This is a genomic window from Streptomyces fradiae ATCC 10745 = DSM 40063, from assembly GCF_008704425.1.
In the GTDB taxonomy this organism is placed as follows: Bacteria; Actinomycetota; Actinomycetes; order Streptomycetales; family Streptomycetaceae; genus Streptomyces; species Streptomyces fradiae.
Window position 1 is genome coordinate 5,399,185 of the sequence record NZ_CP023696.1, and the last position, 16,910, is coordinate 5,416,094.

Consider the following 16,910-nt stretch of genomic DNA (forward strand, 5'->3'; position numbering starts at 1 on the left):
CGACACGAAAGGACAACTGTGAGCGAGCTCGACACCCGCATCGCCGTCATCGGCCTCGCGGTAAGGCTCCCCGGCGCCGAGGACGTGACCGACCTGACGGCCATGCTGGGCGGCGACGGCGTCGAGGTCGGCGAGGTCCCGCCGAGCCGGTGGGCCCGCCACCTGTACCTCGGCGAGGCGCCGCACCGCGGCACCCACCACCGGGGCGCCTTCCTGGTCGACCCGTTCTCCTTCGACCACGAGGCCTTCGGCATGACCGCCGAGGACGCCGTCCTCCTCGACCCGCAGCAGCGGGTCATGCTGGAGGTCGGCGCCCGGGCCCTGGAGGACTCCGGCTACCTGGGCGCGCGCCGCAGGCTCGACGCGGGCGTGTTCATCGGCGCCCGGATGAACGCCTACGGCTTCGACCGGGGCCGCGGCACGGTCGCGCCCGGCGGCCTCCCGGACCCGGCGGCGCCCGCCCCGGCCGGCGCCGCCGGGCCCGGCCCGGCCGCCCTGTGGGGCCGCTCGCAGAACTTCATGGCGGCCTGGCTGTCCGACCGCTTCGACCTCGCGGGCCCCAGCCTCGTCGTCGACACGGCCTGCTCCTCGTCGCTCTCGGCGGTCTGGCTCGCCTGCCAGAGCCTCGCGTCCGGAAGCTGCGAGGTGGCCCTCGTCGGCGCGGTCGACCTGCTGATCGACCCGCTGACCTTCGTCCTCCTCTCCCGCACCGGGGCGCTCTCCCCGGACGGGCTCTGCCACACCTTCGACAGCCGGGCCAACGGCTACGTCCCCGGCGAGGGGGCCGCCGCCCTGGTGCTGAAGCCGATGGCGGCGGCGCTGCGCGACGGGGACCTGGTCCTCGGCGCGATCAGCGGGGTCGCGGTCAACAACGACGGCCGCACCATGGGCGTCACCACGCCCAACCTGGAAGCCCAGATCGACCTGCTCGACAAGGTGTACCGGACCGTCGACCCGGCGACCGTGCAGTACGTCGAGGCGCACGGCACCGGCACCGCCATCGGCGACCCCATCGAGGTGCGGGCCCTCACCGAGGTCTTCGGGCGCCACGGCGTGCCGCGCAACTCGGTCGCGCTCGGCTCGGTCAAGCGCCGGATCGGCCACCTCCACTCGGCCTCCGGGCTCGCCGGACTCGCAAAGATCATCGTGTCGCTGCGCGAGGGCACCGTACCGGCCGTGGCCGTCGAGTCCCCGAACCCCCGCCTCAACCTGGCCGACAGCCCCTTCCACCTGCCCGAGACCGCCCGGCCCTGGCCCGACGCGCCGGTCCGCCGGGCCGCCGTGAGCGGCTTCGGCTTCGGCGGCACCAACGCGCACGTCGTGGCCGAGGCGGTCCCCGTCCCGGCCCGCCGGGCCGGGACGGCTCCCGCCGGGGCCCGTCGGCCCGTCCACGTCCTGACGCTCTCCGCCGACACCGCCTACGGGCTGCGCGAACTGTGCGCCCAGTGGGTCCAGTTCCTGCCGTCCCTCCAGGACCGGCCCGAGGAGCTGGCGGACGTGTGCGCCACCGCCCGGCTCGCCCGCCCGCACCGCGCCGTGCGGCTGGCGGTCGTCGGCGAGGACGCGCGGGAGCTGACGGCCGCCCTGCGCGCCAGGCTCCTGACGCCCGGAGCCCCCGGCACCGGCGCCGGCACGTCCCGCGCCACCGTCTCCGTACGTCCCGAGGCCGCCGCCGCGCCGCCCGCGTGGCTCACCGCCCTCGACCGCTCCACCCCCGCCGTGCACGAGGTCGTGCGCCTCTTCGAGACGGCCACCGGCACCCCGCTCGCCGCGTTCTCCGGCGAACTGCTCCGCATCCTCTCCGGGGTCGCCCTCGCCATCGCGCTGCGCGACCTGGGGCTGCCCGGCGGCGCCGTCGACCTCCCGCCCGGCTGGGAGGCGGTCGCCGACTTCGTACGGGGCGGCCTGCCGCTGGAGCAGGCGCTCGGCGAGGTCCTGCGGCGCGACGGCGACCCGGCCCGCGACGCCGGACACCCGGACACCGCCGCCTTTGGCACCGGCGGCCCCGACGTCGGCGCGCGCCTGGCCGGGGCGCACGACGAGCGGACCGCCGCGACCGTACTGGCCGCGATCGCCGCCGAACTGTTCGAGGCCGGACGCGACATCGACTGGGCCGCGTTCCAGAAGAGCACCGGCGCCGCCGCGTGGAGCAAGCGCCTGCTGCCGGTCGCCCAGCCGCGCGGACGCGCCCTGGACCTCGCCGAGCCGCTGCGGTCCGCCGAACCGGGCTCGCCCGCCGAGCTGGTGGCCGACGACGGACCCGCCGGATACACCTACGCCCGGGTGTTCGGGCCCGGCGAGGTGCCCATCGCCCAGCACTCCGTGTACCGCACGCTGATGCTCCCGGGCGTCGCCTGGTTCGACTTCCTGCGCGAGGGCGCCGCCCTGCGCGGCGAGCCGTTCCACGGCGCGACGGACGTCCTCTTCCACCGCCCCCTCATCCCCGCCGGGGCGCGCCGCGTGGTCGGCCGGGTCGACGGGGACGGGCGGTTCCGGGTGGAGGACGGCGAGACCGGCGACGTCTTCGTCACCGGCCGCCTCGCCACCCGTGCCGAGCCGGCGCCCCGCCTCCCGGTCGCCGCCCTGCTGGCCGACTGCGCCGGCTCCGCCCTCCACGCGGGCTCCGGCATGTACCGGTGGCTGCGGCGCATCGGCTACCACCACGGGCGCTACTACCGGAACATCTCCTGGGTGGCGAGCCTGCCGGACGGCGGCACCCTCGCCCGGATCGAGGGCCCCCGCCAGCGGGAGCTGAACCCGCCCGGCGTCCAGCTCTTCCCGGGCCTCCTGGACAGCGTGACCGTAGCGGCCATCGACCCGGCCAACCCGGTCTTCGGCACCGCCGACGCCTCCGCGTTCATCCCGCTGTCGGTCGGTCGGCTCGACGTCCTGGGCCCGCTGGACGACGCCGCGTACGTCCGTACCGAGATCGCCTTCTGGAACGACGAGGCGTGCCGGGTCACCCAGACCGTCACCGACGAGTCGGGCACGCCGCTGCTGGTCTTCGGCGACATGTCCTCCAAGCGCGTCCCGGCGATGGCGTTCCGCGAGGACCCCGCGACCGACGCCACCGCCACCGGGCCCGCCGCGGCCCCGGCCGCTCCGGCTCCGGCCACCCCGGCTCCGGCCGCTCCGGCTCCGGCCCCGGCCGCTCCGGCTCCGGCCACCCCGGCTCCGGCCGCTCCGGCTCCGGCCCCGGCCGCTCCGGCCCCGGTCACCCCGGCCGCCGGGCCCGTCCCCGCCGCCGTCGCACCGCTCCCGGCCGAGCCCGCCGCCGCGCCCGCCGCTCCGGCGGTCCAGGCCGCCCCCGCCGCCGCGGTCGGTACGCCGTCCGCGCGGGCGCTGGCCTGGTTCCTGGCGCTGACCGGCACGTCCGAGGAGCACGCCGACACCGAGTTCCTCTCCGCCGGCTTCGACTCCGTCGGCCTGGTGGGGCTGAGCGAGCGGATCTCCCGGGAACACGACCTGTCCCTCTACCCGACGGTCTTCTTCGAGTACCCGACGCCCCGCCAGTTCGCCGACTTCCTGACGGAGGAGGCCCCGGAGCTCGTCGACCGCCTCCCGAGCCCGTCCGCCCCGCAGGCCCCCGAGGCCCCGCAAACCCCGCAGGCCCCCGAGGCTCTGACGGCCCCGGCGGTGACGGAGCCCGCTGCGACCCAGGCGGCCCCGCGGACCCCGGCGCCCCCGGTCGCCGAGGCGGCCCCCGTGGTGGAGCCGGCCCCCGTGGCCCCGGCGCCTCCGGTGGTCCCGCCGGCGCCGCCCCGGTCCCCGGAGCCGCAGCGGGCGCCCGCCACGGCGGCGGGCATCACGGCCGTCCCCAGGCCCCGCGCATCCGACGAGGCCGCGTCCGCGCCCGGCGGGGCCGCCCCCGCGACCCGGCCGCGCGACGTCGCGGTCGTGGGCGCCGCGGTCAGGCTGCCCACCGCCGGTTCGCTGACCGCCTTCGCCGACCTGCTCGTCGAGGGCCGCGACACCGTCGGCCCGCTGCCCGAGAGCCGTCGGGGCGACACCGCCGGACCCCTCCCGTACGCCTCCTTCCTCGACCGGGTCGACGAGTTCGACCCGGCCCCCTTCCGGATATCCGCCCGCGAGGCGCCGCTGATCGACCCGCAGGCCCGCATCGTCTACGAGACGATCTGGGAGGCACTGGAGGACGGCGGACGCGGCGGCGCCCGCGCCGACGAGGCCCGCACCGGGCTGTGGATCGCCTACAGCCACGACCACTACCACGAGGAGCGCGTCCGCCACGGCGTGCCCGAGGGCCGCGGCCTGGGCCTGGAGGCGATGATCGCCAACCGGCTCTCGTACCTGATGGACTGGCGCGGCCCCAGCACGGTCGTCAACACGCTCTGCTCGTCGTCGCTGGTCGCCCTGCACTCCGCGCTCCAGCACCTGCGCTCCGGCGACATCGACACGGCGGTCATCGGCGCCGTGCACGCCGGCATCAGCCCGGAGTACTTCCGGTCGATGGGCGACATGATGGCGCTCTCCCCGCGCCACCGCAGCCGCGCCTTCGACAGCACCGCCGACGGCTTCGTCCCCGGTGAGGGCGCCGTGGCCGTGGTGCTGCGGCGCTGCGACGACGCGCTGCGCGACGGCGACCGGATCCGGGGCGTCGTCAAGGGCGCGGCCGTGAACCACGGCGGCCGTACCACGCGCTACTCGGCGCCCAGCCCGCGCGCCCAGGCGGAGGTCATCACCGCCGCCCTCGCGGACGCCGACGTGCCGGTGGAGTCGATCGGCCTGGTGGAGGCGCACGGCACGGGGACGAGTCTGGGTGACCCGATCGAGGTCGACGGCCTGACGCGTGCGTGGCGTGCGACGACGGACCGTTCGCAGTTCTGCGCGCTCGGCTCGCTCAAGAGCAACGTCGGTCATCTGGAGCCCGCCGCGGGTCTCGCCGGACTCGTCAAGCTGCTGCTGTCGATGGAGCGGGGCCTGATCCCGCCGTCGCTGCACGTGGTGCGGCCCAACGACCACATCCGCTTCGAGGACACCCCGTTCTACCTGGCCGACGGCGTGAAGGAGTGGCCGCGTCCCGAGGACGGTCCGCGTCGTGGCGCGGTGAGCGCGTTCGGGATGGGCGGGGTCAACGCCCACGTGATCGTCGAGGAGCCGCCCGCGGCCCCGGCCCGCGAGGTCGTGGCGCAGGAGTCGTACGTCGTACGTGTGGACGCGGCCGACGAGTCCACCGTCCGCGCGCTGGCCGGGTCCTACGCGGACGCCCTGGCCGCCGTGGACGAGGACCGCGTGGGCGACTTCGCCTTCACGGCCAACACCGGCCGGGCGGAGGGCAGGTTCGGCGCGGTCGTCTCGGGGCGTGACGCGGGGGAGCTCGCGGTCGCGCTGCGGGACATCGCCTCCGGCACCTCCGCCGTCGCCCGCAAGGGCGGCCGGAGCTCCGCGCCGGTCGCCTTCATGTTCACCGGGCAGGGCTCCCAGTACACGGGCATGGGCCAGGGGCTCTACCGCACGGAGCCGGCGTTCCGGGCGGCGCTCGACGAGTGCGCCGACCTGCTCGCCGGTCAGCTGGAAGTCCCGCTGCTGGACCTGCTGTTCACCGACGCCTCCGGCACCCTCGGCCGCACCCGGTTCGCTCAGGTGGGGATTGTGGCGGTGCAGGTGGGGTTGGTGCGGTGGTTGGAGTCGGTGGGGGTGCGTGCGGATGTGGTGGTGGGTCACAGTCTGGGTGAGTTGACGGCTGCGTGGGCTGCGGGTGTGGTGGGTCTGGGGGATCTGCTGCGTCTGGCGGTGGTGCGGGGTCGGTTGATGGAGTCGCAGCCGGGTGAGGGTGCGATGGCGGCGGTGCACGGGGACGCGGACGCGGTCCTGGAGGCGCTGTCTCGTTTCCCTGGGGTTGAGGTGGCGGCGTTCAACTCGCCCAGGGTGGTGACGGTTTCGGGTCCTGCGGGTGCGGTGGCGCGGTTCCGTGAGGAGTCGGGTCTGCGGTCGCAGCCGTTGGTGGTGAGCCACGCTTTCCATTCGGCTTTGATGGAGGGTGCGGTTGCACCGTTCGCCGAGGCGGTGTCGGGGGCGGTGTTGTCGGCTCCTTCGGTGGCGTTCGCTTCGTCGGTGACGGGTGGGTGGCACACGGCGGGGTCGGCGGTGGATCCGGGGCATTGGGCGCGGGGGATTCGTGAGCCGGTGCGGTTTGCGGAGGCTGTCGCGTTGGTGGGTTCGGTGGGTGCGGGTGTGGTGTGGGAGATCGGTTCCCAGCCGCAGTTGACGTCGTTGGCGCGGGCGTCGTGGCACGGGGGTGAGCCGGTGTGGCTGACCACGTTGCGGCGTGACCGTGTCGACCAGGCCGAGGTGCATGCCGCTCTGGCCGCTTACGCGAACTCCGGGTCGGGAGTCGTGGACTGGGCCGGTGTGCATGCCGGCAAGGGCCATCGGACGACGACCCTGCCCACCTACCCCTTCAACCGGCAGCGGTACTGGGTCTCCCCGCCCACGCCCACTCCCGGCACCACCACCCCGAACCACCCGCAGGACCCGCAGGACCCGCAAGACAGGCAACACCCGCACCACAGGAACGAGAGGCACCAGCACCATGGCTAGCGAGTACGGACTGAAGCGTCACTTCAACGGTGACGCGGCCCGCCTCATCGGCGGCAAGATCCGGGCCGTCCACCCCGGCTTCGACGTGGAGGACTATGCGGCCGAGGTCGAGAAGCGGATCCCCGGACTGGAGCTGAAGGACCGCGTGATGGTCCTCGCGGAAGGGCTGCGGACGCGGCTCCCCGCGGACTACACGGCGGCCGTGCCGATCCTCCTCGCGATCCTCGAGGACGAACTCGCCGAGGGCGAGGGCATGTTCAACAGCAGCTGGTTCCTCATGCCGGTGGCCCGCTTCGTCGAGGAGTACGGCCTCGACCACCCCGAGCTGTCCCTCGACGCCATCGAGGAGATCACCAAGCGGCACACCGGCGAGTACGCCATCCGGCCCTACCTCGAGCAGCACTACGAGCTGACGATGGAGCGGGTCGCCCGCTGGGCCGTCAGCCCCAGCCACAACGTGCGCCGGCTGGCCACCGAGGGCGTCCGCTCCCGGCTGCCCTGGCACCGCACGCTCACCGTCTTCGTCAAGGACCCGCACCCGGTCCTGGAGATCCTCGAACCGCTGCGCAGCGACTCCTCCGAGTACGTGCGCAAGTCCGTCGCCAACAACCTCAACGACATCTCCAAGGACCACCCCCAGGTCGCCCTCGACACCGCGCTGCGCTGGCTGGAGGAGAGCCCCACCCCGGAGACCCGCTGGATCGTCAAGCACGGCCTGCGCACCCTCGTGAAGAAGGGCGACCAGCAGGCCCTGGCCCTCCTCGGGGCGACCGGCGGCGAGCACGTGCTCGTACCCCGGCTGCGGATCTCCCCGGACGCGGTCACCGTCGGCGACACCCTCGTCATCGACTTCGACATCGAGAACACCGACGACCGCCGGCACAGCCTCGCCATCGACTACGTGGTGCACCACGTCCGCAAGAACGGGCGCAGCATCCCCAAGGTCTTCAAGCTGACCACGCTCGAACTCGGCCCCGGCGAGAAGCGCACGCTGGAGAAGTCCCACCCCATCAGGGAGATCCAGACCCGCACGTACTACCCCGGCGAGCACGCCGTCGACATCCAGGTGAACGGCCTCGTGCGGGCCACCGGCCGCTTCGGGCTGCGCACATGAGCGCCCGCCGGATCACCCTCAGGGCCGCCGACCCGCTGGTCGCCGACCACCGGATCGGCGGCGTCCCGGTCGTGCCCGCCGCCGCGCAGATCGACGCCCTGCTCGCCGCCCGCGACGCCGAGCGGCCCGACCGGGTGTGGAAGCTGGAGCAGATCGCGTTCAGGGCGCCGCTGACCGTCCCCGGTGCCGAGGCCGGCATCGAGGTGGCGGCGGCCGGGGACGGCCGGTACGCGATCCGCTCCGTGCCGTCGGCGCCCGGCGAGGAGCCGGTCGAGCACAGCGCCGCCCGCGTGACCGGCACCCCGCTCCCGCCGCCCCGGTACGTCGACGTGGCCGGGCTCAGGGCGGGCTGCACCCAGCAGGTCCCGCTGGCGGACCTGGCGGCCTGGCGGGACGCGAGCGGCATCGCCTACGGGCCCGCCTACCGGGTCATCCGGTCGGCGCACCGCGGCCCCGGCCGCATGCTGCTGATGCTCCGCGCCGAGGACGGCGCGGACGGCGGGGCGGTGCCCCCGTTCGTACCGCCGCCGCTGCTCGACAGCGTCTTCCAGGCGCTCGGCATGCTCGACGACGGTTCGGCCGGCGCGTGCCTGCCCTGGTACGTCGGCCGGCTGGTGGCCCGCCGCCGGATCTCCGGCACGGTCATCGCCCTGGTCGAGCGGGACGAGCCCGCCGACTCCGGCTCCGGCTCCGCCGCCACGTCCGCGGGCGCCGTGCGCGGCCGGGCCGTGGTCTGCAACCAGCAAGGGGAGGTACTTCTGGAACTGGACCGGATCACCCTCAAGGCCGCGGGGCCCACCGCCGCGCCCCGGCCGGCCGGCGCCCCCGCGGCGCCCGCCGCGACCGGCACCGCCCCGGCGACCGGCACCGCCCCGGCCCCGGCACCCGTCCCGGCCCCGGCGACCGTCCCGGCGCCCCGGCCGGCCGCTCCCGCGGCGCCCGCGCGCCCCGCCGCGCCCCCGGCACCCGCCGGGGGCGACCCGGCCGGCGCCGGCCGGGCACCGGCGGTGGTCCCGATGACCGAGGCCCTGGTCTGGCGCGAGGTCGCCCCCGCGACCGCCCGCCCTGCCGGGGCCGGCGGGTCCACCGGGCCCACCGCCCCCGGCCCGGCGACCGGCCCCGGGGAAGCGGCCGACGCCGGCCCGGCGGCCGACGCCGAGGGCACCGTCCTGGTGGTGGCGGCGCACGCGCCCCGCGCGCCCGAGGGCCGCCGGGTCCTCCACCTGACGCCGCAGCGGCTCGCCGACGAGGGCCTCGACGCCCTGCCGGAGGGCACCGTCCCGCGGGACGTCGTCTACGTGGCCCCCGACGGTCCGGCCGCGGCGGACGACGCGGCGGCGGCGACCAGGGCCCTCCAGGACGTCTTCGCCCTGGTCCGCCGGCTCGCCGCCCGCCCGCCCATGCCCGACCTGCTGATCGTCACCGGCACCGCGCACGCGGTGGCGGAGGGGGACGTCGTCGACCCCCTCATGACGGCCCTGTGGGGCCTCGGCCGCACCCTGCGCGTCGAGCACCCCCGCACCAGGGTCCGCCTGGCCGACCTCGGCTCCGGCCGGGGCACGGCCGCCGGAGCGGAGGGCGACGACGGCGCCGCCCTCTGGGAGGCGCTGCGCCGGGACGGCACGGAGCTCGCCCTCCGGGACGGCGCCTGGTACGAGCCCTCCCTGCTGCCGGCGCCCCCGGCGCCCGCCCGCGAGGTGCGGTACCGGGGCGGCCGGTTCCTGATCACCGGCGGCATGGGCGGCATCGGCCTGCGCGTCGCCGAGTTCCTCGCGGACGAGGGCTGCGCCCGGCTGACCCTGGTCGGGCGGACCGTCCCGGAGCGGGGCGAGGCCCGCGAGCGCCTCGACCGGCTCGCCGGGCGCTGCGACCTCGACATCGTGGCCGCCGACGTCCGCTCCCTCGGCGAGGTGCTGTCCGGTCCCTTCGACGGGGTGTTCCACGCGGCGGGCGTACTGCGCGACGGACTCGCCCGCAGCCTGACGCCGGACCGGGTCGACGCCGTCCTCGGCCCCAAGGTCGGCGGCACGCACGTCCTCGCCGACCTCGTCGCGGGCGGCGAACACCCGGGCTTCGTCGTCCTGTTCTCCTCCATCGCGGCCGTCCGGGCCAACCTCGGCCAGAGCGCCTACGCCGCGGCCAACGGCTACCTGGACGGCTACGCCGCCCGCCGTCGGGCCGAGGGCCTGCCCTGGTACAGCCTCGGCTGGGGCCTGTGGACGGTCGGCATGGGCGAGGCCATCGCCCCCAAGGCCGCCGCGCACGGCGTCGCCGCGCTCACCGAGGACGACGGCATCGCACTGCTCCGCACGGCCCTGGGCCGCCCGCCCGCGCACTACGTACTCTCCGCCGCGAACGCGAAGGACGCACCCATGACTGCTGTCACGCCCGACGCCGGCCTCTGGCCGTCGCTCACCCTCGCCCTCCGGAAGGTCCTGCACGTCGACTCGGTCTCCGCCGAGGACGACCTGCTGGAGCTGGGCCTCGACTCGATGATGGCCGTCGAGCTGGCCGCCTCGCTGGCCTCCGACGGGCTCGACGTGGACCCGATGGTGTTCTTCGAGCAGACCCGGGTCGGCTCCCTCCTCACCCACCTGGAGAGCCTGCCGCGCGACGCCGCCGCGCAGGCGCCCGCGGCCCCCGCCGCGCAGGCGCCCGCCCTGTCCATACCGGCGCCCCGCGAGTCGCCCTACGAGGCCCCCGCGGCGGCCCCCGCTCCGGCCGCCCCGGCGACCGCCGTGCGGGCCCCGGCGCAGCCGCCCGTGCAGGAGCCGGCCCCCGCCCGGCCCGCCGACGGCTTCGTGCCCGACTGGGACCGCTTCCGCGACACGGACCCCGCCCCGGCGGCCCGGCCGGCTCCCGCCCCGGCGGCACCGGCCCCCGCGGCCCGGCCGATCCAGGCCCAGGCACCGGCACCGGTCCCCGCGCCCGCCCGTACGGCGTCGCCCTCCACGGTCCCGGCGCCCGCCCCGGCGTCCGCCGCCCGGCCCGCCCCCGGCGCGGAGCCGGCCGCCTCGGCCCGCGTCCCCCGCCGTACGCTGCCCGGCCGGCTGGCCGACGCCCCGCACGGCACCTTCCTCGACCGCCGCATCGACGCGCTGTCGGGCGACGACCGCGGGATCGTTGCGCGCGGCGAGTACTTCTACGAGCCGGTGATCGAGGAGGCGTCGGGCTCCCGCATCAAGTTCGACGGCCGCTGGTTCCTGAACTTCGCCTCGTACAGCTACCTCGGGCTCATCGGGCACCCCTACATCGACGACCAGGCGCTGCGCGCCGTCGAGCAGCACGGGACCGGCGCGCACGGCGTGCGGCTGCTGGCCGGCACCCTGCACCTGCACCGCGAGCTGGAGCTGGCGCTCGCCCGCTTCCTCGGCGCGGAGGACGCCATCGTGTTCTCCAGCGGCTACATGGCGAACGTGGCCACGGTCGGCGCCCTCGTCGGCCCCGGCGACACCGTCATCGGCGACGTCTACAACCACGCCAGCATCCTCGACGGCTACCGGCTGTCCGGGGCCAAGGTCGTCACCTACGCCCACAACGACCTCGCCGACCTCGAGCGCGCCCTGCGCAAGGCGGGCGACGGCGGCCGCCTGGTGGTCACCGACGCGGTGTTCAGCATGGACGGCGACGTGGCCGACCTGCCCGGCATCCTGGAGCTGTGCGAGCGCTACGACGCCCCGCTGATGGTCGACGAGGCGCACAGCCTCGGCGTGCTGGGCGACACCGGGCGCGGCATCACCGAGCACTTCGGCATCGACCCGGACCGCGTCCACGTCAAGATGGGCACGCTCTCCAAGACCGTGCCGAGCGCGGGCGGCTACGTCGCCGGCTCCCGTGACCTGATCTTCGCCCTGAAGAACAACGCGCGCGGCTGGATGTTCTCCGCGGCGGCGACGCCCGCGCAGGTGGCCGCCGCCAAGGCCGCCGTCGAGGTGATGGCCGCCGCACCGTCCCTGACCCGCGAGCTGCGGGCCAGGACCACCCGGTACCGCGACCAGCTGCACGCCCTGGGCTTCGACACGCTCGCCAGCGAGACGCCCGTCGTGCCCCTCATCTGCTCCAGCGCCGACCAGGCCGTGGAGATGGCGCGGCTGTGCCAGCTCGACGGGCTCTTCGTCCAGCCGATCGTGTACCCGGCCGTGCCGCGGACCCTTCCCCGGCTGCGGACGATCGTCAACCTCAGCCACACGGACGCCGACCTGGACGCGGCGGTCGTCACGCTCGAGAAGGCCGGCCGCGCCTGCGGCCTCATCCGCTGACCCGCCGGTGCCGCGCGGCTCCGCCCCCTCCCGGGGACCGGAGGCCACCGCACACCCGCACCGGCCCGTGCGCCGACCGGCGCACGGATCACCGCACCGCTCACCGCACCGATCACCGTCACCGCACCGGCCGGCGTACCGGCAGAAGCACCGGCCGGCCGGCGGCCCGGCGGACCCGTCCGCCGGCGCACCGACCGACTGACGTACCGACTGACGTACCGACTGACGTACCGACCGATGTACCGCGAGCAAGGGGGATTCGACCATGACCGACACCACGGCGTTCTTCGGAGCGGTTCTGAAGACCATCGCCTCCACCCGCAACAACGGCAGCGACCCGGCGGCGTTCGCGTCCGGCGTGGCCGAGCCGGCGGCGCGCATCCGCGCGCTGGAGAAGGAGATCGGCGAGAGGGGCCTGTCCCCCGCCGAGGCCGAGGAGATCCTCCGCCTGCTGGAGACGACGCTGCGCACCAAGCGCACGCCCGACGAGGAGCGCGAGTACTACCTGCAGTACATCGAGAAGGCGTCCGGCGTCAGCCGCGCCTCGCTGGGAGTGGCCGGCTGGTGAGCGGCTCCCGTCTCGCGTGGTTCAGCCACGAGATCTGCTTCTGGCACGACCCCGGCGCCGGTTCGGGGTACGTGCCGGTCGGGCCGGGCGTCGAACCGCTGCGGCAGTTCGCGGTCGACCCCGACCTGCGGCGTGCCGAGGGGCTGGTCAAGGCGACCGGGGTGATGGACCACTACACCGCCCACACCCCGGCGCCCGCCACCGACGAGGAGCTGCTCCTCGTGCACGTGCCCGGCCACATCGAGCGGGTCGAGGCCGCCTCGGCGGCCGGCGCGGGCGACGCCGGCGTGTACGCGCACGTCAACTACCACAGCGCGCGGGCGGCCAGGCTCGCCGCCGGGGCCTGCGTCCAGGCCGCGACGGGCGTCCTGGACGGCCGCTTCGACCGCGCCTACTGCCTGGTGCGCCCGCCCGGCCACCACGCGGAACCCGACCGGGCGATGGCGCTGTGCCTCTACAACAACGTGGCGGTGGCCGCCCGCGCGGCCCAGCGCCACGGGGCGCGGCGGGTGCTGATCCTCGACTGGGACGTCCACCACGGCAACGGCATCCAGCGCACCTTCTACGAGGACCCCGACGTCCTGTACATCTCCGTCCACCAGGACGGGCTGTTCCCGGCGGCGTCCGGTCTCGTCATGGAGACCGGCGCCGGCGCGGGGGCGGGCAGCACGCTCAACGTGCCGCTGCCCGCCGGCTCCGGCCACGGCGCCTACCTGGCCGTCATGGAGCGGATCGTGGAGCCCGCGGCCCGCGCCTTCGCCCCCGACCTGATCCTGGTGGCGGCGGGCGTGGACGCGGGCGGCCACGACCCGATGGGCCGGATGATGTGCACCAGCCGGACCTTCCACACCATGGCCTCGGCGATGTGCCGGCTCGCCGACGAACTGACCGGCGGCCGGGTGGTGTTCGCCCACGAGGGCGGCTACTCGGCGTGGTACCAGCCGATGCTGGTGCTCGGTACGGCCACCGGGATCGCCGGGCTGCCGGCGCCCGAGGACCCGTTCCTGCACTCCCTGGAGCACCTTCCGGGACAGCGCCTCCAGCGCCACCAGGAGCGGGTGATCCGGCACCTGGAGGAGCACCACCCGCTGCTGACCGGCCGCCCGGCGGACGGGCGGCCCGCGACGGCCGGACACGCGGTGTCCGGGGACGCGGGGCCCGGATGAGCGGCTGGTGGATGAGGGCGGGCAGCGGTGCCCGCCGTACGGCCGCAGGCGGCCCGGGGCCCGTGCCCCGGGCCCGCCCGCGGTTCCGGCTCGTGGCGCTCCCGCACGCCGGCGGGTGGCCGTCCGCGTTCCGCTCCTGGTGGCAGGTGCTGCCCGACGACGTCGAGTGCGTCGTGGCCCAGCTGCCCGGCCGGGGCGCGCGCATCAACGAGCCGCTGGTGAGCCGGGTCGAGCCGATGGTCGACGCCCTCGCCCGCGAGCTGGCCGAGCTGGAGCCGCTGCCGTACGCGGTGGTCGGGCACAGCTTCGGCAGCGTCCTCGGGTACGAGCTGACCCGCGCCATGGAGGCGAAGGGGCTGCCCCCGGCGCTGCTCGCGGTGTCGGCGCGGCAGCCGCCGTGCTTCCCCAGCGAGCCGCCCTTCGCGCACCTGCGGACCGACGCGGAGCTGCTGGAGCACCTGACGGACATCGGCGGGATGTCGCCGGGGCTGATGGACCGGGCCGACCTGGTCGGCCCGTCGCTCCGGGCGATCCGCGCCGACCTGGAGGCGATGGAGACGTACCGGCGGCCCCGCTCGGGCGTCCGCGTCCCGATCCTGGCCCTCGGCGCCGTGGACGACCCGGTGGTGATCGGCGACCGGATGCACCTGTGGTCGCTGGAGACCTCCGGCGGCTTCGCGCACCGGACCTTCACCGGAGGCCACTTCTACCTGTACACCCCCGCCAACGCGGCGGCCGTGGCGGCGCTCCTGCTGCCCGGCGCCGCCGCCGCGCCGCCCCCGGCGGCGGCGCCCCCCGACCCCCTGCCCGGCATCCGAGCCGGGCACCGATGAGCACGACCCCGAAAGGAACCCCCCATGACCACCGACGCCGACACTCCTGCACAGGCAGGGCCACGCGAGTGGCTGGGCCTGGCAGTCCTCGCGCTGCCGACCCTGCTGCTCTCCATCGACGTGAGCGTGCTGCACCTCGCCGTGCCGCACATCAGCGCGGCTCTGGACCCCTCCGCCTCCCAGATGCTGTGGATCATCGACATCTACGGCTTCCTGATCGCGGGCTTCCTGGTGACCATGGGCACCCTGGGCGACCGGATCGGCCGCCGGAAGCTGCTGCTGATCGGCGCGGCGGCGTTCGGCGTCGCCTCGCTGGCCGCCGTCTTCGCCAACGACCCGGTCACGCTGATCGCGGCGCGGGCGGCGATGGGTCTGGCCGGGGCCACGCTGATGCCCTCCACGCTCGCCCTGATCATGAACATGTTCCACGACGCCCGTCAGCGCGGTGTGGCCATCGCCGTCTGGGTCACGATGTTCTCCGTGGGCATCGCGCTCGGCCCGGTGGTCGGCGGCGCCATGCTGGAGTACTTCTGGTGGGGCTCGGTCTTCCTGCTCGGCGTGCCGATCATGGCGCTGCTGCTGGTGGCCGGTCCGCTGCTGCTCCCCGAGTACCGTGACGAGCAGGCCGGCGGCCTCGACCTGACGAGCGCGGCGCTGTCGCTGGCCGCGATCCTGCCGGTGATCTACGGCCTGAAGGAGATCGCCAACGACGGCTTCGGGGCCATCCCGGTCGCCGCGGTCGTCGTGGGCCTGGTCGTCGGGGTGCTCTTCATCCGCCGCCAGCGCTCCCTGGAGAGCCCGCTGATGGACCTGGCGCTCTTCCGCACCCCCACGTTCCGCACCGCGCTGGTGACGCTGCTGCTCAGCATGCTGGTGGCGGGCGGCACGTACCTGATGGTGACGCAGTACCTCCAGCTCGTCGGCGGCCTGACGCCGATGAAGGCGGGCCTGTGGCTGCTGCCGGCGGCGTTCGCGCTGATCGTCACCGCGGTGGTGTCCCCGATGGCGGCGAGCCGCTTCCGGCCCGCGTACGTCGTCGCGGTCGGCCTGGCCGTCTCGGCGGTGGGCCACCTGACGCTGTTCCTGGCCGACAGCTCCTCGGGCATCGCCCAGGTGGTCATCGGCTTCGCCTTCGTGTACGCGGGCGGCGGTCCGCTGATCGCGCTGGGCACCGACATCGTGGTCGGGTCGGCCCCGCCGGAGCGGGCCGGCGGGGCGGCGGCCCTGTCGGAGACCAGCACCGAGCTGGGCATGGCGCTGGGCGTGGCGCTGCTCGGCAGCCTCAGCGCGGCCGTGTACCACGCCGGGGTGAAGGTCCCTCAGGGGGCACCGGAGTACGCCGGGGACACGCTGGCCGGCGCGGTCGACGCGGCGCGGGGCCTGTCCGCGGAGGCGGCCTCCGGCCTGCTGGCCTCGGCGCGGGACGCCTTCACCGACGGCCTGAACATCATCGGCGGCATCGGGGCGGTCGTGGCGGTCGCCTCGGCCGTGCTGGTGGCGCTCGTCGTGAAGCTGCCCCCGACGGGCGCGGGCGAGGGCGCCGGCGACTCCGAGGGCGCGGCCGACGGGGCCGCCCCCGTCGGTGTGGAGGGCTGACACAAGCCGTCCGTCCCGCCCGGAAGGGCGACCCCGAGTCCGGCCCGCGTCACGACGACGCGGGCCGGACCCGTCATGCGGGGGCACCAGCCCCGGCGCCCGTACGGGGCGCGGCCGCAAGCCCGGCCGCGCCCCGGCCATCACCCAGGTACCACCCCGGGCCCCGCCCCCAGCGGCACCCGTACTGCGGCCCTGCACCGCGGCCCTGCACCGCGGCCCTGTACCGCGGCACACCCCCACCGCGGCACCCCTCACCGCGGCACAGCCCCACCCCCAACCTCCCACCCCGCTACTCGCCCCCGTCCTCATAGGCGTCGACGTACTCACCCGACGGGGGGATGGGCGTGATCACGTCCACCAGGACACCGTCCGGGGCGGCCACGATGAAGTGGCGCTGGCCGAACGCCTCGCTGCGCAGGTCGAGTTCGACCGGGAGGCCGGCCTCCCGCACCAGCCGGGCGTACTCGGCGTCGACGTCGGCCACCTCGAAGTTGAGGAGGAGGCCCGCGGCGGGCCGCCGGTACCCCTCGGGCACGGTGGGGTGGACCGCGGAGACCAGGGCCAGCTCGTGGTGCGGCGGCTCGGGCCGGCGCAGGCTGACGTACCAGTCACTCGTGTAGGTCGTCTCGAACCCGAAGTGCGTGCGGTAGAAGGCCACGGACTCGTCGATCTGCTCGGTGCAGAGGACCGGATAGAAGCTGGTCAGGGCGGAGGACGTCATGGTGGCACCGTTCTGCGTGGGGCATCGGTCGTTCCGTCTCAACGAGTCCCGCGCCCCCGCGTCACGCCGTCGCGTGACGTCTCCGCCAGTCGCTC

Annotated in this window: 8 protein-coding genes; 7 read left to right on the top strand and 1 reads right to left on the bottom strand. The window is 75.6% G+C overall.

Annotation, left to right across the window (positions count from 1 at the left end; all coding sequences use genetic code 11):
- Positions 1–18: 18 nt before the first annotated feature.
- The 7 genes from CP974_RS23855 (at position 19) to CP974_RS23890 (ending at position 16,094) form a co-directional block, all read left to right on the top strand.
- Positions 19–6,558 carry a type I polyketide synthase gene (locus CP974_RS23855; RefSeq protein ID WP_150485859.1) on the top strand — a complete coding sequence of 2,180 codons (6,540 nt, stop codon included), beginning with the start codon at positions 19–21 and terminating at the stop codon, positions 6,556–6,558.
- The gene (locus tag CP974_RS23860) at positions 6,551–7,672 is read left to right on the top strand and encodes a DNA alkylation repair protein (RefSeq protein WP_031137111.1); all 1,122 of its coding nucleotides are present in this window, start codon (positions 6,551–6,553) and stop codon (positions 7,670–7,672) included. The genes CP974_RS23855 and CP974_RS23860 overlap by 8 nt, the downstream gene beginning before the upstream one ends.
- Positions 7,669–11,931, top strand: a complete 4,263-nt coding sequence (locus CP974_RS23870; protein ID WP_085921462.1) for a bifunctional SDR family oxidoreductase/pyridoxal phosphate-dependent aminotransferase family protein — start codon at positions 7,669–7,671, stop codon at positions 11,929–11,931. The genes CP974_RS23860 and CP974_RS23870 overlap by 4 nt, the downstream gene beginning before the upstream one ends.
- Before the next feature lie 265 nt (positions 11,932–12,196).
- Positions 12,197–12,499 (top strand): hypothetical protein, encoded by a 303-nt coding sequence (locus CP974_RS23875; RefSeq protein WP_031128348.1) that lies wholly within the window; start codon positions 12,197–12,199, stop codon positions 12,497–12,499.
- Positions 12,496–13,665, top strand: coding sequence for an arginase family protein (locus CP974_RS23880; protein WP_078915299.1), 1,170 nt, complete (start codon positions 12,496–12,498; stop codon positions 13,663–13,665). The genes CP974_RS23875 and CP974_RS23880 overlap by 4 nt, the downstream gene beginning before the upstream one ends.
- A gap of 92 nt (positions 13,666–13,757) precedes the next feature.
- Positions 13,758–14,498, top strand: a complete 741-nt coding sequence (locus CP974_RS23885) for a thioesterase II family protein (RefSeq protein ID WP_231717391.1) — start codon at positions 13,758–13,760, stop codon at positions 14,496–14,498.
- Positions 14,499–14,522: 24 nt separating this feature from the next.
- Positions 14,523–16,094, top strand: coding sequence for an MFS transporter (locus CP974_RS23890; protein WP_031128345.1), 1,572 nt, complete (start codon positions 14,523–14,525; stop codon positions 16,092–16,094).
- Between the two features lie 289 nt (positions 16,095–16,383).
- Here CP974_RS23890 and CP974_RS23895 read toward each other — a convergent pair whose 3' ends face one another.
- Positions 16,384–16,815, bottom strand: coding sequence for a VOC family protein (locus CP974_RS23895; RefSeq protein WP_031128343.1), 432 nt, complete (start codon positions 16,813–16,815; stop codon positions 16,384–16,386).
- Positions 16,816–16,910 lie beyond the last annotated feature (95 nt).